The following is a 20309-nucleotide window of genomic DNA, read 5'->3' on the forward strand; positions in this document are numbered from 1 at the left end:
GACACACTCAGATTCGGACCCGCGCGATGCGGGGTCTTCTTTCGGTTTTTGCTGGTGTTTTCGGCAGCTTGGCAGCCACAGCGGCGCAGGCGCAGCAAGTGACGCGGGCGGATCCCGCCGGCTCCGGCCCGATTGTGGCGGCTCTTGGATGGCTGCAGGGCACGCTGCTGGGACATGTCGCCACCGCCGTCGCGGTGATGGCCGTCGCCGCCGTGGGCTTCATGATGCTGACCGGCCGCATGAACTGGCGCTTCGGCGCGACCGTCATCATCGGCTGCTTCGTGCTGTTCGGTGCGGGCGCGATCGTGTCCGGCATTCAGTCGGCAGCAGGCTGATGAGCCTCGCTCGCTTCCCGGTCCATCGCGCGCTCACCCGCCCGCAGATGTTCGCGGGGGTGACGTTCACGTTCTTCATCATCAATGGCCTGGTGACGACGGAAGCGTTCCTCATCACCAAGAGCTTCTGGGCTTTGCCGGTGGCGCTGCTGGTGCACGGCATCGGCTACGTCGCCTGCCTGCGTGAACCGAGAATCTTCGACCTCTGGCTCGCCAAGGTCAGCAAGTGCCCGCGCGTGCCGAACTGGCAGCGCTGGGGCTGCAACAGCTACTCGCCCTGAGTGGGCTACCCGGGGGAATGGGTACGATGTCGGCGAACAGGAAATCGGTGCTGAAGGGTTGGGGAGGCAAGGAAACGCTGGTCGGAGACCGGCTGCCCTACCAGTCTTTCGTCGACGAGAACGTCGTGCTGCTGCGCGACGGTTCGGTCATGCTCTCGCTCGTCGTGCCCGGCCTTGCGTTCGAGACGGCCGATAGCGAGGAACTGAACGCCCACGTCGCCACCCGCGAAGTGCTGCTGCGCTCCTCGCTCGATGCGCGTTTCGTGCTCTATCACCATGTGATCCGCCGCCGCGTCGAAATCGCGATGGACGGCCAGTTCGACGATCCGCTGGCCGCGCATATCGATGCGCGCTGGAAGGCGCGCACCGGATCGGGCGCGCTGTTCGTCAACGACCAGTTCATCACGCTGGTTCGCCGCCCCGCGCGCGGCAAGGCGGGCTGGGCAGACAAGCTTGCCCGCTTCATGAAGAACAACGGCAAGACGCCGGCCGAAGCCGATGTGTCCGACGTGCGCGCCCTGCGCGCCGCGGCGACGGCGATGGTGGCCTCGCTCGGCTCCTACGGTGCCCGCATCCTTGGCGATTACGAGGGCGGCGCGGGCAACTGTTCCGAAGTGCTGGAGCTGATCTCCGCGCTCTACAATGGCGAGATGCGCCCGGTGCGGCGCCCGGTGGAGGGCACCGACCTTGGCCACATGCTGCCGTACCGCCGCGTGAGCTTCGGCATGGATGCGCTGGAACTGCGCGGCGCCGAAGGCTCCAGCTTCGCCTCGCTGGTGAGCCTGAAGGACTATCCGGATTCGACTTCGCCGGGCCTGACCGACGCGTTGCTGCGCCTGCCGACCGAGCTGGTCCTGACCGAGACTTATGCCCCGTGCGACCGCCAGATCGCCCGTGAGCGTATCGATCTTGCCATCCGCCGCCTGCGCTCGGCAGACGAAGAGGCGATGGCCGAACGACGCGAAATGAGCGCCGCGCGCGATGCGCTGGGCACCGGCGCCGTCGGCTTCGGCGATCATCATCTTTCGGTGCTTGTCCGTGCGCCTTCGCTGGAAGGGCTGGACGAAGTCACCGCCTCCTGCGCCGCCGCGCTGGCCGATGCCGGCGCCGTCGCGGTGCGCGAGGACGTGAACATGGAGCCCGGCTTCTGGGGCCAGTTCCCCGGGAACGAGGCCTACATCGTCCGGCGCGCGCTGATTTCCAGCGCCAACATGGCCTGTTTCGGCTCGCTCCACGGCTTCGCGATGGGGCAGGCCAGCGGCAACCACTGGGGCGATGCGGTCACGCTGCTGGCCACCACCAGCTCGACGCCGTTCTTCTTCAACTTCCATCAGGGCGATCTCGGTAACTTCACCGTCATCGGTCCGTCGGGTTCCGGCAAGACCGTGGTCATGAACTTCCTGGCCGCGCAGGCGCAGAAGTTCAGCCCCCGCACCGTGCTGTTCGACAAGGATCGCGGCGCCGAAGTTTTCCTGCGCGGCATCGGCGGCATGTACAGCCGCGTCGCCGCCGGGCACCCGACCGGGTTCAACCCGCTCTCGCTGCCCGACACGGCCGCCAACCGTGCGTTTCTGCGCGACTGGCTGGGCGTGTTACTGGAAGCCAAGGGGCCGGAGGAACTGGCGACGATCGCAAGCGCGGTCGATGCGGCCTATCACAACGATCCCTCGCTGCGCCGCCTCTCGCACTTCCGCGAATTGCTGGCAGGCGCACGCCGTCCGGAGCCGGGCGACCTTGCGAGCCGTCTCGATGCGTGGATTCAGGGTGGCGAGCATGGCTGGCTGTTCGATAACCAGCAGGATCGGCTCGACCTTTCGGCCCGCGTGCTGGGCTTCGACATGACCGCGCTGCTGGAAAGCCCGCGGCTGCGCACGCCGGTCATGATGTATCTGTTCCACCGCATCGACGAGCGCCTCGATGGCGAACCGACGATGATCCTGATCGACGAGGGCTGGAAGGCACTGGACGACGAAGTCTTCGCAGCGCGCATTCGCGACTGGCTGAAGACGCTGCGCAAGCGCAACGCGCTGGTCGGTTTCGCCACCCAGTCCGCCCGCGACGCGCTGGACAGCAAGATCGCCACCGCGCTGGTCGAACAGACCGCGACGATGGTGTTCATGCCCAACGCCCGCGCCCGGTACGAGGATTATTGCGAGGGCTTCGGCCTTTCCCAGCACGAGCTGGACGTCATCAAGACGCTGCCCGCGCATTCGCGCTGCTTCCTGATCCGCCAGTCCGACGCCTCGGTAGTGGTCCGCCTCGACCTTTCGGGCATGCCAGAGGTGCTCACCGTGCTTTCGGGCCGCGAGAGCACCGTGCGCAAGCTTGACCAGCTGCGCGAACGCTATGGCGACGAACCCTCGGCCTGGTATCCCGTGCTGACCGGCTTCCAATGGCCCGGCGAATTCGAAGACGGCGAGCATGACGAAGATGCCGCCTGGGGCCAGGCGGCGGAGTAGGGCGGATGAGCGCCGCCTGCGAACAGCTTACCGAACTGGCCTCCTCGGGCGTCGCGCCGGCGCTGCGCGCGGTCGATTGCGTTTCCAACGAGATGGCGGCGGCTGCGTTCGGCCGCCTGTTCGGCGCCAACGGGGCGATGGCCCCGGTGCTGATCCTTGTCCTGACGCTCTATATCGCTTTCCTTGGCTTCTCGCTCCTTTCGGGCCGGTCGAGCCTGAGCGTATCGGCACTGACGCCGCGCATGTTGACGATCGGCTTCGTGCTGACTTTCGCCACCAGCTGGATCGCCTACCAGAGCGTGGTCTGGAACTTGGCCATCGGCGGGCCGGACTGGATTGCGGGCGTGCTGATGGGCGCGAAGGGATCGGCCACGCAGATCTTCGGCGACCGGATCGATATCGTGTTCAATGCCATAGCCGAAGCCTCTCAGGCGGCCAGCGGGCAGGCGGGTGACGCGGCGCAAGGCGCGGCTGACGGTGCCGCACAGGCTGGAGCCGCCGGCGCGGCTGCTGGAACCGGCATCAAGGCGGCGGCGTCGGCAGGCGGTGCGGGACTTTTCTCGCCCGACAGCGTGATGTGGATGGGCGCATTGATGCTGCTGCTCGGCACGGTGGGCGTGCTGCTGACCGCGCGGATTGCGCTGGGCGTGCTGGTCGCGCTGGGGCCGATCTTCGTCGTCATGGGCCTTTTCGGCGGCACGCGCGGATTGACCGCCGGCTGGCTGCGCGGCGTGGTGTTGACGGCGATTACCCCGCTGTTCGTGGTGCTGGGCGGCGGGATCACGCTGGAACTGCTGGTGCCCATCGTCTCCGCGCTGGTGCAAGGGGCGCAGATGGGCGAGATCGACGGGCGCGCCGCGATGGCGCTGTTCGTCGTTGCCGCCGTGCATCTGGCGCTGATGGGCATGGTGCTCAAGGTTGCGGGCACGCTGGTTTCCGGCTGGCGGGTCTTTGGGCTGGCCGATACGGAACGTTCGCGCGGCCGGGGTGATGGAGCCTCGCAGGCCGCCGCGCCGCCGCCGGCTTCGGTGCAGGTGCAGCCCTTCGTGCCGGCGCAGGCTGCCTCCCGCGCACCGGCGGTTTCGGTCGCGAGCGCAGCGGCCATGGCGGCCGCCCCCTCGGGCGAAGGTGCTTCGGCAACCCATTCCAGCGAACGACGCACCGTGGTGACGCAAGTTTCGGGCGGCGGTCTGGAGCCGATGGGCCAGAGCGCGGCATCGCGCGCGCGCGGCATCGGCAGCCGGTTCCGCAGTGCTTCCAACGATAGCGGGCGCTCCGCGTCCGGACATACCGGCTCACGGCCGGCGAAGGAGAATTCGTGATGATCCGCCGCAAGGTTCTTGCCCTGGCAGCGACCGTTACCCCGGCGCTGGTGGCAATCGCCGCTCCCGCCCAGGCGGATGAGCGCCTTGTCAGCCACCTCTTTTCCGAGAACGAGGTCGTGCGGATCGACGGTCACGCCGGTGTTCAGGCGACGATCGCCTTCGGCAAGGGTGAATCGATCGAGAACGTGGCGGTGGGCGATTCCCAGACCTGGCAAATCACCCCGAACAAGCGGGCGGACCTGCTGTTCGTGAAGCCGCTGGAGCCGTCCGCGCGCACCAACATGACGGTGGTGACCAACCGCCACACCTATTTCTTCGATCTTGTCGCCTCGTCCAAGGCGCGGCCGCTCTACATGCTGCGCTTCACCTACAAGGACGAGCCAGCGGCGGCGCCCAATGCGGTTCCCGCGGGGGCGGCGCTGGCTTCGCTGGACGCGTCGGAGCGGGCGATTGCAGAGGGCGATCCGCTGGCCATGCCGTCGGATGCGGCAGCACTGAATTTCTCCTGGAAGACGGCCGGCGCGCCCAAGCTGCTGCCGGCGCGGGTCTATGACGATGGCCTGTCCACGTACCTCCTCTGGCCCGAAAACACCGCCGTTCCCGCCATCCTCGTGCAGAACGAGAAGGGAGAGGAAGGCCCGGTGAACTATGCCGTGCGCGGCCAGACCATCGTCGTGGCCGAAGTGCCCCGGCTGATCATCCTGCGCTCGGGCAAGGCCAGCGCCACGCTGGAGAACAACCGCCCGGCCGGCGCCGCTGCCGCCAGCCCGGCGCCTGCCGTCGCGCCGCCGCCGGCCGCCGTTGCGGCCAATACGGTCGGCACCGCTCCCGCCGCTGCTGCTTCACAGGGGAACTGACACATGGCGCCCAATTCATCGCTGCGTGAACGGATCGCACCCGCCGCCGCTACCGATCCGCGTGATGGGCAGGGCGCAGAGGTTATCGACCTTACCACCCGCAATGTCCTTCCGCAGGTTACCCAGCGCAAGAAGGCGGACGGGCTGGGTCTTGCCGCCGGCATCGTCTTCGTGATGGCGCTGGGCGGGCTGACGCTCTGGACCATGGATTCGTCCCGTAACGAGTCGGCCGCCAACCTCCAGCCCGCGCCGCAGCCGGCAGCGGCCCCGGCGGTTCCGGCTGTCGCGATCACCGTGCCGCAACAGGTTCCGCAACCCGAAGGCAGCCCCACGCCGCTGCCCGCGCCCGCGCCGGCGCCGGTTCTGGCGGCCGCCCCCGGCACGGCGGCGGCGCCTGCGGCCAATCCCTATGCCAGCCCCACCGTGGTCTTCGATGTCGGTGGCGCCACCGGCGTGGCCCCGCTGGTGGGTCCGGCGGGCGAGGCCAAGGCGAGTGGCAATGGCAACGACGATTTCGCCGCCCGCATCGGCGGCACCGGCTCCACGGCGGCGGCCACGCGCAATTTCGATCCGGCCACCACGGTCACGCAGGGCACCTTGATCCCGGCGGTGCTGGAAACCGCGATCGATACCGACGTGCCCGGCTATGTGCGCGCCATCGTTTCGGCCGACGTGCGCAGCTTTGACGGCAAGCGCGTGCTGATCCCGCGCTCCTCGCGCCTGATCGGCCAGTACAAGAGCGGACTGACCGCCGGACAAAAGCGCGCCTATGTGATCTGGAGCCGCCTGATCCGGCCGGACGGGGTTTCGGTGAACCTCGGCTCCCCCGCCATCGCCTTCGGCGGCGAGACGGGCCTGCCGGGCAAGGTGAACACGCACTTCTTCGAACGCTTCGGATCGGCCATGCTGCTTTCGGTCGTCGGCGGCCTTTCCACCATCGCATCCAGCGGGGCGAGCGTGGTGGTTGGCGGCGGCCAGTCGGCAGCGGCGGCAGCGATCCAGCAGAGCGGCAGCGTCGGCCCGACGATCCGCGTGCGGCAGGGCGAACCGATCCGCGTGTTCACCGCCAAGGACCTCGATTTCAGCCAGGCCCAGTGAGACGATGGCGGACGTTCTTTCCCTGCAAGGCGGGCCGGCGGGCACGCCGGTGAGTGATGGCGAGCAACAGCAGGGTGCGGCGCGCAGCGTCTACCTCGACGCCTATCTCGCGCCGCTGCGTCCCTGGCTCGACAAGGAGACGGTGACCGAAATCCTCGTCAATCGGCCGGGTGAGGTCTGGATCGAGGATGCCGCGCTTTCAGGCATGCAGCGCGTGGCGCTGCCCACGCTGGACAACCGGCTGCTGCAGCGCCTTGCCGAGCAGGTGGCGCGGATCAGCCATCAGGGCATCAACCGCGAACACCCGCTGCTCTCCGCCACGCTGTCCGGTTATGGAGGCCAGAACGGGGGGCATAATGGAGGTGGCGCGCGTATCCAGCTGGTCGGCCCGCCGGCCACGCGTTCGGATTGGGCGATGGCGATCCGTCGGCATCGCCTGCTTGAACTGCCGCTGGACGCTTACGATCGCGGGCCGATCACACCGCCGGTGGAAGAGCCGACGCCCGATCCGATGGCCGAACCCATCGCCTTTCTGCGCGATGCCATTCGCCGACGCCGCACGATCCTGATTTCGGGCGGCACTTCGACCGGAAAGACCACCTTCCTCAATGCCATGCTGGGCGAAATCCCGGTGCAGGAACGTGTGGTGCTGGTGGAGGATACCGCCGAACTGCACTTGCCCGGCGCCAACGGCGTGGGCCTGATCGCGGTGAAGGGCGAACTGGGCGAGGCCAAGGTTTCCGCCAACGATCTGCTTCAGGCCGCGCTGCGCCTGCGTCCGGACCGTATCGTGCTGGGCGAATTGCGCGGCAGCGAGACCGTGTCCTTCCTCCGCGCGATCAACACCGGCCATCCCGGCTCGTTCTCGACCGTTCACGCCAATACGCCGCGCGGTGCGCTGGAGCAGATCGCGCTGATGTCTATGCAGACCGGGATCGGGCTGACCCGCGCGGAAACGCTGGAATATGCAGCATCGGTGATCGACATCGTCGTGCAGCTGGACCGCCGGGACGGCAAGCGCGGGATCAGCCAGATTGCCGAGAGCGCGACGCTGGTAGGGTAGAAGACAAGGGATTCTGGGGGAGGGGGCGAGGTCCTGAGCTTCCCCCAAGGGCTCCCTGCTTTATCCCTGTTCCCTAATCGACGATGGCCAGTCCCGCTGGATCGCGGACCTGACAATCCAGCCCCAGCCAGTCGGCCAGCGCCTTGTGATCCTTGGCGACGCCGGGGCTGTAGAGCGGGCGCATCGCTTCCGACAGTGTGAGCATCAGCGTGCCCTTCTCGATCCGGATCGAGGTTTGCGACAGGCCGCTTTCGGCGCAGCCGGTCAGGCGGCGGCACAGGCGCACGGCAAGGCCCCAGCCAATCGCGCGGTCCAGATCCTCCTTGGAGGCGAGGCGGGCGAAGGCATCGGGCACGGCAGTTTGGCCGGAATTGGCGAAGACGGTCATCGCCATCATCGCGCGGCCATGCATGTCCAGCCCGATCCAGCGCTTGCGCAGGGCCCAGGTCATCGCTTCCTCGGTCCGCAGGTTCGGCTCGGTCCGCATGGCGGCAAGGGCAAGCAGGCCGGAGGCTTGACGCAACTGGCGGTCCTGCGGTTCCTCGCGGCAGACCGGCGTTGTCCACTTGGCCAGTTCGACGGCATCGTCGGCCGTGACCCGCGCGCTGGCGGAGAAGCCGGCGACGCTGGCCAGCATCGGGTCTTCCGCCTGCACATCGGCGTCGAGTTGGGCGTGGAGCAGGCCTTCACGAAGGCCCCAGGAGGAGAACACCAGCTTGGACGGCTTGATGCGGGTGATTACCTCCACCATCAGTGCCGCCGCATCGGGCAGCGAGGCCAGGCGGGAGGCCGAGATACGTCCATCGATCTCGCCCAGCTTTCCCTTGGCGAAATCGCGGGCGAGGTGCAGCGCTTCGGAGGCGGGCAGTTCGAAGCCGTGCGGATCGTCCACTGGCCAATCGAGCACGCGCATTGCCTGCAGCGCCAGCGCGCGCCACGATCCGCCGACGATGTAGAGCGGCAGGCCGCGGCCCTGTTCCCATCCCGCGCGCCTCAGCCCGTCACGCACGGTTTCGGAGAATTCGGTCACGCCTTCCGCCCGCAAGTCGGGCAGGCGCAGGGTGCCGAAGGGCAGGGTGATGCCGTGCCAGCTTTCGCCGTCGGCAATCTCCACGAGTTCGAGGCTGCCGCCGCCAAGGTCGGCGGCGACGCCGCGCGCGCCGGGGAAGGCGGCGATCACGCCGGTGGCGCTGGCGCGGGCTTCCTCCTCACCGGTGAGGAGGCGCGGGCGAAGGCCCAGCGCGCGCACCGCGTCCAGGAATTCCGGCCCGTTGGTGGCGTCGCGCGCGGCGGCAGTGGCCACGCATTCGACGTTCTTCACCTCGAACAGCCGCAGCAGGCCGGCAAAGCGGCCAAGCGCAACCAGGGCGCTGCGCATCGCCTTGTCGGCAATCGCCCCGGTCTTGCCGAGATCGCGGCCAAGGCGCGCGCTGACTTTTTCATTGAGCACGACAACGGGCGCACGGGGTGGCCCGTTGTAGATCACCAGACGCACGGTGTTCGAACCGATGTCGATGATCGCGCGCTTTTCGCTCCTGAGGCTGATGCCGATCATAAGAAAACCAGGCTGATGCCGATCATAGGGGGTCTTTGGTCGATTGCCTCTCGGCCCGAGACTCGGGCGGTACGCCCCCTTATGTCAGATGTTGCCGCGTCTTAGCGAGAGCTTTGGCACCTTCCGTCCACTGGCAAGTGACGCACCGCGCCCGGAGAGCGACGGGTTGGTCATGAAATAGCGGTGGAGATTGAAGGGGTTGTCCACTTCGCCCACCCGATCGTAGCTGCCGTCCGGATGCAGCACCCAGGATTGTTCGGTGTCCAGCAGATTGGCCAGCATCACCTGATCCAGCACCTGATCGTGCACGGTCTTGTTGGTGATCGGCACCATGACCTCGACGCGGCGGTCCAGATTGCGGCTCATCGCGTCGGCAGAGGTGATGTAGACCTTGGCCTTGCGGTTGGGCAGTTCGGAACCGTTGGCGAAGGTCCAGATGCGGCAATGTTCGAGGAAGCGGCCGATCACCGACTTCACCGTGATGTTCTCCGACAGCCCGGTGATGCCGGGGCGCAGGCAGCAGATGCCGCGCACCACCAGTTCGATGTCCACGCCCGCCTCGCTGGCGGCATAGAGCTTGTCGATCAGGTCGGGGTCGGTCAGCGAGTTCATCTTCGCCCAGATCTGCGCGGGCTTGCCGGCGCGGGCATTGGCGATCTCGCCCTCTATATTCGCATAGAGGGTGGAGCGCAGCGAGATGGGCGAGATCGACAGGCACTCGGTGCCCTTGGGCTCGACATAGCCGGTGATGAAGTTGAACAGGCGGCCCACATCGCGCCCCATCGCCGGATCGGCGGTGAAGTAGGACAAGTCGGTATAGATGCGCGCGGTGACCGGGTGATAGTTGCCGGTGCCGAAGTGGCAGTAGGTGCGGTAGCCATCCCCTTCGCGGCGCACGATCATCGATGTCTTGGCGTGGGTCTTCCAGTCCACGAAGCCGTAGATCACCTGAACGCCCGCGCGTTCCAGCTGGCTGGCCCAGAGCAGGTTCTGCTCCTCGTCGAAGCGGGCCTTCAGCTCGACCACCGCCGTTACCGACTTGCCCTGTTCCGCCGCGCCGATGAGCGCGGAGATGATTGCGGACTGCTTGCCGGCGCGGTAGAGCGTCTGCTTGATCGCGATCACGTCCGGATCGCGCGCGGCCTGGCGCAGGAAGTCGATCACCACCTCGAAGCTTTCGTAGGGGTGCTGGACGACGATGTCCTTCTCGCGGATCGCCGCGAAAATGTCGCCATCGTGCTCCAGAATGCGTTCGGGATAGCGCGGGGTATAGGGCTCGAACTTCAGTTCGGGGCGATCCTCGTCGCAGATCGTCGACAGGCCGGAGAAGCCGATCAACCCCTCGGTCTTCATGATCAGCGCCTTGTCGAGGCCAAGCTGGTTGCGCAGCAGTTCTTCTGCCGCCGGGTCGAACTTGCCCTGCAATTGCAGCACGATGACCAGGCCGCGGCGGCGGCGCTGGATCGCGGTGCGGTAGTAACGCACCAGATCCTCAGCATCTTCCTCGATCTCGATATCGCTGTCGCGCAGGATGCGGAACACGCCGTGGCCGTGGGGCACGAAGCCGGGGAACAGCTCGTCCACGTTGCGGCAGATCAGGTCCTCCATGGAGATCCACGCCGCTTCCTCACCCGGAATGCGCACGAAACGCGGGAGGGGGGCGGGGATCAGCACCATTTCCATGACCGGGGCGTCGTCCGCCACGCGGGTCAGCGAGAACAGGATGCCGATGCCCTGGTTGGCCACGAAGGGGAACGGGTGCGCCGGATCGATCGCCTGCGGGGTGATCACCGGCATCACATGTTCGAGGAAATAGTTGCGCAGCCAGTCCTGCCGCTCCGCATCCAGCGGTTCCTCGCCCACCACGCGGATGCCTTCCTCGGCCAGCTGGACCTTCAGACCCGCCCAGGTTTCCTGCTGGATAGCTTCGAGTTCCAGCACCTTTTCGTGGGTGACGGCGATTGCCTGCGTGGGGGTGAGGCCGTCTATCGAGATTTCCTCGATCTGGCGACGCACCTGCCCGGCGATGCCGGCGACGCGCACCATCAGGAACTCGTCGATATTGCTGCCCGAGATCGACAGGAAGCGCAGCCGTTCCAGCAGCGGATAATTGGGATTGGTCGCTTCGGCGAGCACACGCTCGTTGAAGGCCAGCCAGCTCTGCTCGCGGTTGAAGTAGCGATTGGGCAGCGTGGCGACATCGGTCACCGGGCTGTTTTCACCGGCGGGCGTGTCTTCGTGAATGTCCAGCATGTCCTACGTCTTCATATGAGCGAGTGGGGGAGAGTTCCGCACGAACCTTCGTTGGACCCCCTTGCATGCCACGATGACAGTTTTGCTGCAATCGTGACGGTGTTTCGCGCAATCTATCAAGTTCTGGATGCAAGACCAATGGAAGATCATTGCAGTGCAGCATAGATTCGCGCACAGTCATGGCCGATGATCAAGGCGGCTCTCCACCATCTCACGCGCTACCGTTATTCCCGGCGGGTGCGCCTCGGTCCCCAAGTCATACGGCTGCGTCCGGCACCGCACAGTCGCACGGCGGTTCCCAACTATTCGCTGAAGATCAGCCCGCCGGAGCATTTCCTGAATTGGCAGCAGGATCCGCACGGCAACTGGCAGGCGCGGGTGGTGTTTCCCGATCCGGTCGATCACTTTTCCATCGAGGTGGACCTGCTGGCGGAACTCGCCGTCATCAACCCGTTCGACTTCTTCGTGGAGCCGGAGGCCGAGACTTATCCCTTCGCCTATTCGGACGCGATGCAATCCGATCTGGCCGCCTATTTCGAACTGGAGGAACAGGGCCCGCTGTTCGAGGCGCTGGTGGCCGAACATGCCGGATACGAAGGCCGTACGGTCGATTTCCTGGTCGATATCAACAGCCGCCTGCAACAGCGCATCGGCTATGTGATCCGCATGGAGACCGGGGTGATGAGCCCGGAAGAGACGCTGGACGTGGGCATCGGGTCGTGCCGCGATTCGGCCTGGCTACTGGTCCAGCTGCTACGCCGGCTGGGCTTCGCGGCGCGGTTCGTTTCGGGGTATTCGATCCAACTGGTGGCGGACGTCACCCCCAAGGAAGGCCCCAAGGGCGTGCTGGAAGATGTGACCGATCTCCACGCCTGGGCAGAGGCTTACGTGCCCGGCGCCGGCTGGATCGCGCTCGACGCCACTTCCGGCATGTTCGCGGGGGAAGGGCATATCCCGCTCTGTGCTGCACCGCACTATCGCTCCGCAACGCCGATCGAGGGTATGGCCGAGCCGGCCGAAGTCGATTTCGAGTTCGAGATGAGCGTTTCCCGCATTGCCGAAGCGGTGCGGATCACCAAGCCCTTTACCGAGGATCGCTGGCAGGCGCTGCTGGAACTGGGCGACCGGGTGGACGCCGATCTCGACGCGGGGGGCGCGAACCTGACGATGGGCGGCGAGCCGACCTTCATTGCCGATGACGATTTCGAGGCGCCCGAATGGAACGGGGCGGCAGTCGGCCCCACCAAGGCGGCCTATGCGGATCGGCTGATTCGCCTGCTGCGGCAGAAATTCGCGCCCGGATCGCTGCTGCATCACGGGCAGGGCAAGTGGTATCCGGGCGAGACGCTGCCGCGCTGGGGCTATTCGATCTATTGGCGCAAGGACGGCGTGCCGATCTGGCGCGACGAGAGCCTGATCGCCGGTGAAAAGCCGCTGGAAAAGGGCGGCGATCCCGATCCGGTGCCCAGCATCGATCCCACCGCCGCCGAACACCTGCTGCGCGAAGCGGCGGTTGCGCTGGGGCTTGGCAGCGATTTCGTGCAGCCCGTATTCGAGGACAAGGACTGGTGGGCGTTTCGCGAGGCAGAGCTTCCGATCAACACCACGCCCGAAGAGTCGCATCTGGACGATGAGGAACTGGCCCGCCGCTTTCGCCGCACTTACCGGCGCGGGCTGGAGCGGCCGACCGGGTTCGTGCTGCCGGTGCAGCGCTGGAACGCTTCCGTGCAGCAGGCGCCGCGCTGGAAGAGCGAGGTATGGCAGGTGCGGCGCGGGCTCCTTACCGCCGTGTCCGGGGATTCGGCGCTGGGATACCGGCTGCCGCTGGGATCGCTGCCTTATGTGCCGCCATCGGATTATCCCTATATCCACCCGCGCGACACCGCCGAGCCGCGCGAGCCGCTGGCCGATTATCGCGAGCAGGCGCCTGCGCCGGGCACGCAGGCGCGGCTTGCCGCCAGCAGCGAGGCGCAGCGGGTGGAACTTGTCGCCCAACCGCAGGTCGGATCGGCGGGTGAGCGCGTGGAGCAGCACTTGATCGAAGGCGCGGTGCGTACGGCGGTGACCGTTGAGCCGCGCGGAGACTATCTGGCGGTGTTCATCCCGCCCACCGAGCGTCTGGAAGATTATCTCGAACTCGTTTCCGCGATCGAGGCGGTGGCGGAAAAGCAGCGCGTGCCGGTACGGATAGAGGGCTATCCGCCGCCGCCGGACCCCCGCCTGCAAGTGCTGAAAGTCACCCCCGATCCCGGCGTGATCGAAGTGAACATCCACCCCTCCGCTTCCTGGCGCGAAACCGTGGAGATCACCGAGACGCTCTACGACGTGGCCCGCGAAGTGGGGCTTACGGCGGACAAGTTCATGGTCGATGGCCGCTCGATCGGCACCGGCGGGGGCAATCATATCGTGCTGGGCGGGCCCAGCCTGCTGGAAAGCCCGTTCATTCGCCGGGCGGACCTGCTGAAAAGCTTCGTCACGTACTGGCAGCGGCATCCCTCGCTCAGCTATTTGTTCTCCGGGCTGTTCATCGGCCCGACCAGTCAGGCCCCGCGCATCGACGAGGCGCGGCATGATGCGCTTTACGAGTTGGAGATTGCGCTCTCGCAAGTTGCGGGTCCGGAGCATGACCAGCCCGCGCCGTGGGTGGTGGACCGCCTGTTCCGTAACTTGCTGGTGGACGTGACGGGCAATACGCACCGCACCGAAATCTGCATCGACAAGCTGTTCAGCCCCGACGGGCCGACGGGCCGACTGGGCCTTGTGGAGTTCCGGGGTTTCGAGATGCCGCCGGATGCGAAGATGAGCCTGGCCCAGCAACTGCTGTTGCGCGCGCTTACGGCGTGGTTCTGGAAGGAACCGCAGGGCGGCGGGCTGGTGCGCTGGGGCACGCAACTGCACGACAAGTTCATGCTTGGCCACTTCGTCTGGGCGGATTTTCTGGACGTGCTCGCCGATCTGGGCCGCGCGGGATACCACTTCGATCCCGCGTGGTTCGAGGCGCAGCGCATGTTCCGCTTCCCCGTCCATGGCGAAGTCGAGGGCGGGGGCGTCGCGCTGGAGATCAGCCATGCGCTGGAGCCATGGAACGTGCTGGGTGAAACCGGCGCGATCGGCGGCACCGTGCGTTATGTCGACAGTTCGACCGAGCGTTTGCAGATCAGGGCCAGCGGGCTGGTCTCAGGCCGCCATGTCATCTCCTGCAACGGCCGGCGTGTGCCGCTGACGATGACCGGCCCTTCCGAAGGCGTCGGTGGTGTGCGCTACAAGGCCTGGGCCCCGGCCGAGTGTCTTCACCCCATGCTGGCCGCCAATGCGCCGTTGACGTTCGATATCATGGACTTGTGGAACGGCCGTTCGCTGGGCGGCTGCGTCTATCACGTCGCCCATCCGGGCGGCCGCCATTACGACGATGTGCCGATCAACGGTTACGAGGCTGAGGCGCGGCGCAAGGCGCGGTTCCAGCCCCACGGTCATTCGCCGGGGCCGATGCAGACCCCGCCCGAAGAAGTTCCGGGTGAATTTCCTTATTCGCTCGACTTGCGGCGCCCAACGGGCACAATCTGATGCCATGGCTGCCGTTCCGCCTCCTGGACTGACCGAAAGCGCGCCCTCCGAAACTTTTGGGCGCTGGCTCGATGCCTATCCGGTTGCGGTGTCTGGCGGCGATCTGTTCGGCGATGCTGCCGATCCCGTCGCCGCACGCTGGCGGGCGGTCGCCGCGGGCCTCGCCGCACTGTCCGAGGGCGATCCGATCGGCTTGCAGGAAGCCGCCACGCGCAATGCCGCCGATCTTGGCCTGACGTTCCGCGTCACGGGCGAGGAGGAGGAACGCGCGTGGCCGCTCAACGCCATGCCGGTGGTAATCGGTGCCGGCGAATGGGCGACGATCGAGCGTGGGTTGATCCAGCGCGCGGAACTGTTCGAACACCTCGCGGCCGATATCTACGGCGACCAGCGGATGGTGCGGGAGGGGCATCTGCCGGCCGCCGTCATCGCCGGAAGCCCGTTCTTTGCCCGCAAGATGCTCGATCCGGCGCGGCGGCTGGGGGCGGAGCAGGCACACCCGCACTTCATCCAGGTCTATTCGGCCGACCTCGCGCGCGGGCCGCGCGGGCAATGGCGTGTCCTGCAGGACCGCGTGCGCATCGCCGCCGGCATCGGCTATGCGCTGGAAAACCGACTGGCGATGACGCGCCTTGCCGGTCATCTGCTGGCCGACCAGCAGGTTCGCCGCATCGTCGATTTCTTCTCGGTCATGCGTGAAGGCATGATCGCCGCCTGCGGGCGCGAGGCGCCGCGCATCGCCCTGCTGACGCCGGGACGCTTCAACCAGACTTACGCCGAACAGGCCCACCTTGCGCGCTACCTTGGCTTTCCACTTGTGGAGGGGCGCGACCTTTCGGTGGTGGACGATCGCCTGTGGGTTGGCACCATCGCCGGACCCAAGCGGGTCGATTCGATCTGGCGCTGGATCAATACCACCTCGCTCGATCCGCTGGCCTTCGATGCCCGCTCGCAACTGGGCGTCGCCAATCTGTTCGAGGCATGGGCGCGTGGCGGTGTCGGCATGATCAACTGGCCGGGCACCGAAGTGCTGGAAAGCCCGGCCTTCGCCGCCTTCATGCCGCGCCTTTGCAAAGTCCTGCTCGGCGAGGATCCGGTCCTGCCCAATGTGGCCACATGGTGGTGCGGGCAGGCCGCCGAAAGCGCGACCGTTGCTGCGCGGCTTTCCGATCTGGCGGTGCTGCCGGCCTTCGGTCAGGCGGTGGAGGCACTGGAACGGCGCGAGCCGGTGGCCGGGGCCGATCTGGACGGGGCGCAGCGGTCTGCCTTGCTCGATGCGCTGGCACGCCGCCCCATGGACTATTGCGGGCAGGAGATCGTTCACCTTTCCACCGCACCTGCCATCGTCGAGGGAGAGGTCGTGCCGCGCCCCTTCACCGTGCGCGCTTTCGTCGCCCGCGATGCCGATGGCAACTGGACCGTCATGCCCGGCGGTTTCGCCCGCCTTGCCGCCAGTCAGGCGCTGCCGACCTCGCTTATGGGCGAGGGCGAGATTTCCGCCGACGTCTGGGTGGTCGATGAAGCGCCCAGCGCCGCGCAGTTCACCGTGCGCACGCTCGCCGAGCCGCCGATCTCGCGCGGGGGCGGCATCCTGGCCAGTCAGGCGGCGGACAACCTCTACTGGTTCGGCCGCTACAACGAGCGTGCGCAACTGGTCACCCGCGTGCTGCGGGCGTTGCTTGACGGATCGGTGGAGATCGACGGTGGGCCGGCGGATCAGGATGGTGTGGTCCAGGCGCTGGTCGGCCTGCTGGGCGAATCCGGCAGCATTGCAACGCTTGAGGAAGCGCCCGACGAGGCGGCGGATGTACATGCTATCTGCGCGGCGGTCCTGGCTGAGGCTACGCTGCCCGGCGGCATCACCGCGCTGATGCGGCGGCGGCAGGCGGTGGGCCTTGGCTTGCGCGAGCGGTTCGCGCGCGATTTCTGGCGCCTGGTTAGTCAGGGCGTGCCGCAAGTGGACGCTCACCGCCCGGCCACCCTGCTGGGCGCGGTGCGTCGGCTGACCGAGCACTTCAGCGCCTTGGCCGGGCTCGTTTCCGAAAACATGGTGCGTTCCGCGGCATGGCGTTTCCTGGAAATTGGCCAGCGGATCGAACGCGCGCAGGGCATCTGCCGCATGGTGCGCCAGTTGGGCGATGCCACGCTGACGAATGCGCCGGACGGGGATGGTATCGGGCATGATGGCGGCGCGCTGGGTGTGCTGCTGGACTTGTGCGACAGCCAGATCATCTACCGCACGCGCTATCTTACCGGGCCGATGGCAGGGCCTGTGCGCGACCTTCTGCTGCTCGATCCCGACAATCCGCGCGCGCTGGTGTTCCAGATCGCGGGTATCGTCGAGCATCTGGCCGCGTTGCCGAGCGGACGTGATGACAATCTGCCCGAACCGCCGCTCAGGCTCGCTCGCGCGCTGCTGGGCCGGCTCCAGGCGGCCGTGGCGCAGGACATGACCAGTCTGGCGCTGGCCGAGATCGAGCAGGAACTCTACAGCCTCTCCGACTCGGTTTCGGCGCGCTACTTCCTCCAGTTCGATCCGGAACAGGCCGAGCGGCGGACTGCGCTGCTGTGATGCGCTATTCGATCAGCCATATCACCACGTTGGAATATGCCGCGCCCGTGCGGTTGGCACAATTCAACGCGCGCCTGCGGCCCATGGCCTGGCCGGGGCAGAAGCTCAGCGATTATGCCCTGACGGTCGACCCCCAGCCCGCCACCGTGGCCGAGCGCGAGGGGGGGTACTACGTCAACGAAGCGCGGTTTTCCCTGCGAGAGCCGATCTCGCAGCTTCAGATAGAGAGCCGATTCACCGTGCAGAAGGAGCCGTTGCCGTTCTTCGTCACCGACTCCAGCGGACCGGGCCTTGCTGATTTGCGTGAACGGGCCATGCAGAAGCCGGACCTTTCGGCGCTTGGTCCGGCGTCGTACAGCTTTGCCTCGCCTATCGCCGCGCCGGAGCGCGACATTGCCATGTGGGCCAGCGGGTTCCTCAGCGAATCGACGCCGGTGGTGGAGGCGGGGCGGCGGCTGATGGCGGCGATCCATGAGCAGTTCGCCTACGAATCGGGCGCGACCGTTGCCGATACGCCGCCGATCGAGGCGTTCCGCGCGCGGCATGGCGTCTGTCAGGATTTCAGCCATATCATGATCATCGCGGCGCGCGCGCATGGCATTCCGGCCGCCTATGTCAGTGGTTATCTGCGCACATTGCCGCCACCGGGGCAGGCACGGCTGGTGGGGGCGGATGCCATGCACGCCTGGGTCAACTTGTGGTGCGGCGACGATCTGGGCTGGATCGGCTTCGATCCCACCAACGACATGCTGGCCGATACCGACCATATCTTCATCGGCATGGGACGGGATTATTCGGACGTCGCCCCGCTGGACGGTACGTTTCGCGGTTCCTCGCAGCAGAAGATGTTGTTTTCGGTGGATGTGGCGCCGCTGGATTGAGCTGTGGTGGATGCTTGAGGCCGTACCTCAAGATGCCGCCAAAGGCGTACCGGTAGCGAAAACCACATTCGTCGCCCCCGCGAAGGCGGGGGCCCCGCTTCCTTTTGTCACGCTCGCGAAGAACAAGCGGGATCCCCGCCTTCGCGGGGATGACGGGAAAGGTTGCATGGGGCCGGGGCCAGCATTGGTTTTGCGGTTCAAACCAGCGCTCTCGCACTCTAGGTGCGGCGCATGAATACGCCGCTCATTGCCGCCGCTGTCCTCGCCGCGATCAATCTCTGGACTTTCGCCGTCTATGGCTATGACAAGGCGCAGTCCCGGCGGGGTGGCGGGCGTGTGCCGGAGCGTCGCCTGCTGACGCTCGCTGCCATAGGCGGGTCGCCCGGTGCGCTGCTGGCGCGCAGCCTGTTCCGGCACAAGACCCGCAAGCAGCCCTTCGTGAATTACCTGCGCGCCATCCTGTGCCTTCAGTGCCTGGCATTGGCCGGCGCTGCGTTCTGGGCGATGGGCGCCCCCTGAAACGCCCATCGCGGTACTGGTAGCGATTCGCAGCTCAGCCGCAGTCGTGCGCCCCGCGTGCGGCCACCGGCTGGCCGGGGAAGATGCCCGCGATCGCCAGCGCCGCGCCCAGCTTGGACAGGGTTTCCAGCACGTCACCCACGGCGTCTTCCTGCACCACCAGCTCCAGCGTTCCCCGCGTTTCCTGCGCGCCGCGGTCGCGCAGCGAGGTAACGAGTTCGAGGATCACTGCCTCGTGCTCTGAAACATGGTCGCAGGCCATCGGGCAGAAAGCGAAGGTTTCCAGTGCGTCGCGGTTGAAGATCAGCATAGCCCGGTGGAAGGGCTGAAGGCCGCCGATCATCCGCCAGCGCGCGAAGGCAGGGGCCAGTGCCTCGGCCGGGCAGCGGCGCTGAGCCAGCGTGGTAACCCAGGCGCGCATCGACCAGACGAGGAAGCGGCAGCCCTCATCAAGGGTGCTCAGGGGGCGGTCGACATACTGGTACATGGCAGGGTCTCCAGGTGGCGAAATCAGGGTTACGTGAAAAGGGGCTTGAACTTGCGAATGATTATCATTAGCCATTGATACGCAGCTTGTCCTGGCCGTCAAGCCTGCACCCGAGGACCCAGGTTCGGCGCTTGTCATGGGGCGCCGAGACTGCCCTTCCTGTCCAACTGGGCCGGACCGTATTTCGCTTTTGCAGAGATCCGTCCGGCCCATTTTTTTCCGGCCTTTCCCGCAGTTATCCGGCAGATTTCGTCAGGATCATCCACAGGGATGTCCCGCTGGAATGCACAGATCGTGCACCGCCGATCCCCATTGTTTCCCGAATTTGTGCAGGACTTGTCCACAGACATGTCAACGCGCGCCGCCCATGGGGCAGCGCGCGTTCGATTTTCAGCGATTCGAGTAAAAAGCGGTGGGCGGGACGGCCCTCAGCGGTAGTCGAAACCGCCCTTCGGCTGGATTTTCAGCGTGTTCTGCTGAAGCGCCGTCATCAGGTAAGAACCGACCAGCATGGGCACTTCCAGCATCTGTTTCTCGTCCCAGGTCTTCGCCAGCGTGTCCCAGGTCGAATCGGCCATGCAGTGATCGGCAACCAGTTCCTCCACCGCGCGCAGCATCGCCGATTCGTGCTCGGTCCATCCGGCGGCGGCGGATCCTTCCAGCACGCGTTCGATTTCCTCGACCGTGATGCCGAAGGCCTTGCCGATATCGACATGCTCGCACCATTCGAACGGCGCGCCGGCAAGGCGGGCCAGGCGCAGGATCATCAGTTCGCGCTCGCGCCCCGGAATCGCCCCGCGCGCGGCCAGTTCGATGCCCAGCACCATCTGCCCCTTGAACATGCCGGGATGGCGCAGCGTGATCAGGCTGACATCGGGGAAGGGGCGGCTTTCGGGAATATGGAAGGCGGCGCGAATCGCATCGACCTGCTCCTGACCCTCCGGGCTGACTTCGTTCAGCCGCAGCGGGGCATAGCGGGGGCCGCTTTCCACCGTCTGTGCCATGCGTGCGGCCTCATCGAATTCCACCCGGCCGCTGTTCGCCTTACTCATCTTCGCTC

At 66.5% G+C, this 20309-nt stretch carries 15 protein-coding genes; 11 read left to right on the plus strand and 4 right to left on the minus strand.

Features of this window, described 5'->3' with window-relative positions:
* Window positions 1-26: 26 nt before the first annotated feature.
* Genes ACZ1JV_RS13455 through virB11 form a run of 7 tightly spaced genes read left to right on the plus strand, consistent with a single transcriptional unit; the run spans window position 27 to window position 7418 of the window.
* Window positions 27-335, plus strand: coding sequence for a TrbC/VirB2 family protein (locus ACZ1JV_RS13455; RefSeq protein WP_465151940.1), 309 nt, complete (start codon window positions 27-29; stop codon window positions 333-335).
* Complete coding sequence (locus ACZ1JV_RS13460; protein WP_142632556.1) at window positions 335-616, plus strand: VirB3 family type IV secretion system protein; 282 nt, start codon at window positions 335-337, stop codon at window positions 614-616. Before ACZ1JV_RS13455 ends, ACZ1JV_RS13460 begins: the two co-directional genes overlap by 1 nt.
* A gap of 26 nt (window positions 617-642) precedes the next feature.
* Window positions 643-3075, plus strand: a complete 2433-nt coding sequence (locus tag ACZ1JV_RS13465; RefSeq protein ID WP_465151941.1) for a VirB4 family type IV secretion/conjugal transfer ATPase — start codon at window positions 643-645, stop codon at window positions 3073-3075.
* Window positions 3076-3080: 5 nt separating this feature from the next.
* Window positions 3081-4397, plus strand: a complete 1317-nt coding sequence (locus ACZ1JV_RS13470; RefSeq protein WP_465151942.1) for a TrbL/VirB6 family protein — start codon at window positions 3081-3083, stop codon at window positions 4395-4397.
* Window positions 4397-5257: a TrbG/VirB9 family P-type conjugative transfer protein gene (locus ACZ1JV_RS13475; RefSeq protein WP_465137623.1), complete on the plus strand. Its 861-nt coding sequence runs from the start codon at window positions 4397-4399 to the stop codon at window positions 5255-5257. Before ACZ1JV_RS13470 ends, ACZ1JV_RS13475 begins: the two co-directional genes overlap by 1 nt.
* A 3-nt stretch (window positions 5258-5260) precedes the next feature.
* Complete coding sequence (locus ACZ1JV_RS13480; protein ID WP_465151943.1) at window positions 5261-6355, plus strand: TrbI/VirB10 family protein; 1095 nt, start codon at window positions 5261-5263, stop codon at window positions 6353-6355.
* Window positions 6356-6359: 4 nt separating this feature from the next.
* Window positions 6360-7418, plus strand: a complete 1059-nt coding sequence (gene virB11 / locus ACZ1JV_RS13485; RefSeq protein ID WP_465151944.1) for a P-type DNA transfer ATPase VirB11 — start codon at window positions 6360-6362, stop codon at window positions 7416-7418.
* 73 nt (window positions 7419-7491) lie between these two features.
* Here the strand turns inward: virB11 and ACZ1JV_RS13490 are convergent, their stop codons facing one another.
* Together ACZ1JV_RS13490 and ACZ1JV_RS13495 are read right to left on the minus strand one after the other, a co-directional pair.
* Window positions 7492-8973: a Ppx/GppA phosphatase family protein gene (locus ACZ1JV_RS13490; RefSeq protein WP_465151945.1), complete on the minus strand. Its 1482-nt coding sequence runs from the start codon at window positions 8971-8973 to the stop codon at window positions 7492-7494.
* A gap of 84 nt (window positions 8974-9057) precedes the next feature.
* Window positions 9058-11226: an RNA degradosome polyphosphate kinase gene (locus ACZ1JV_RS13495; RefSeq protein WP_465151946.1), complete on the minus strand. Its 2169-nt coding sequence runs from the start codon at window positions 11224-11226 to the stop codon at window positions 9058-9060.
* A 186-nt stretch (window positions 11227-11412) separates the two neighbouring features.
* Between ACZ1JV_RS13495 and ACZ1JV_RS13500 the strand changes: the two genes are divergently transcribed.
* From ACZ1JV_RS13500 to ACZ1JV_RS13515, 4 genes are all read left to right on the plus strand, one after another.
* Complete coding sequence (locus tag ACZ1JV_RS13500) at window positions 11413-14790, plus strand: transglutaminase family protein (protein ID WP_465151947.1); 3378 nt, start codon at window positions 11413-11415, stop codon at window positions 14788-14790.
* A gap of 4 nt (window positions 14791-14794) precedes the next feature.
* Entirely contained in the window at window positions 14795-17362 is a 2568-nt protein-coding gene (locus ACZ1JV_RS13505) for a circularly permuted type 2 ATP-grasp protein (protein WP_465151948.1), read from the plus strand.
* Complete coding sequence (locus tag ACZ1JV_RS13510) at window positions 17362-18243, plus strand: transglutaminase family protein (RefSeq protein WP_465152567.1); 882 nt, start codon at window positions 17362-17364, stop codon at window positions 18241-18243. The genes ACZ1JV_RS13505 and ACZ1JV_RS13510 overlap by 1 nt, the downstream gene beginning before the upstream one ends.
* 231 nt (window positions 18244-18474) lie before the next feature.
* Window positions 18475-18762, plus strand: coding sequence for a DUF1294 domain-containing protein (locus ACZ1JV_RS13515; RefSeq protein ID WP_465151949.1), 288 nt, complete (start codon window positions 18475-18477; stop codon window positions 18760-18762).
* Between the two features lie 34 nt (window positions 18763-18796).
* Here ACZ1JV_RS13515 and ACZ1JV_RS13520 read toward each other — a convergent pair whose 3' ends face one another.
* Together ACZ1JV_RS13520 and ACZ1JV_RS13525 are read right to left on the minus strand one after the other, a co-directional pair.
* Entirely contained in the window at window positions 18797-19249 is a 453-nt protein-coding gene (locus tag ACZ1JV_RS13520; protein WP_465151950.1) for a hypothetical protein, read from the minus strand.
* 428 nt (window positions 19250-19677) lie between these two features.
* On the minus strand, window positions 19678-20301 hold the full coding sequence (locus tag ACZ1JV_RS13525; protein WP_465151951.1) for a carboxymuconolactone decarboxylase family protein: 624 nt from the start codon (window positions 20299-20301) through the stop codon (window positions 19678-19680).
* Between the last annotated feature and the right edge of the window lie 8 nt (window positions 20302-20309).

Source organism: Novosphingobium sp. BL-S-19, assembly GCF_055521675.1.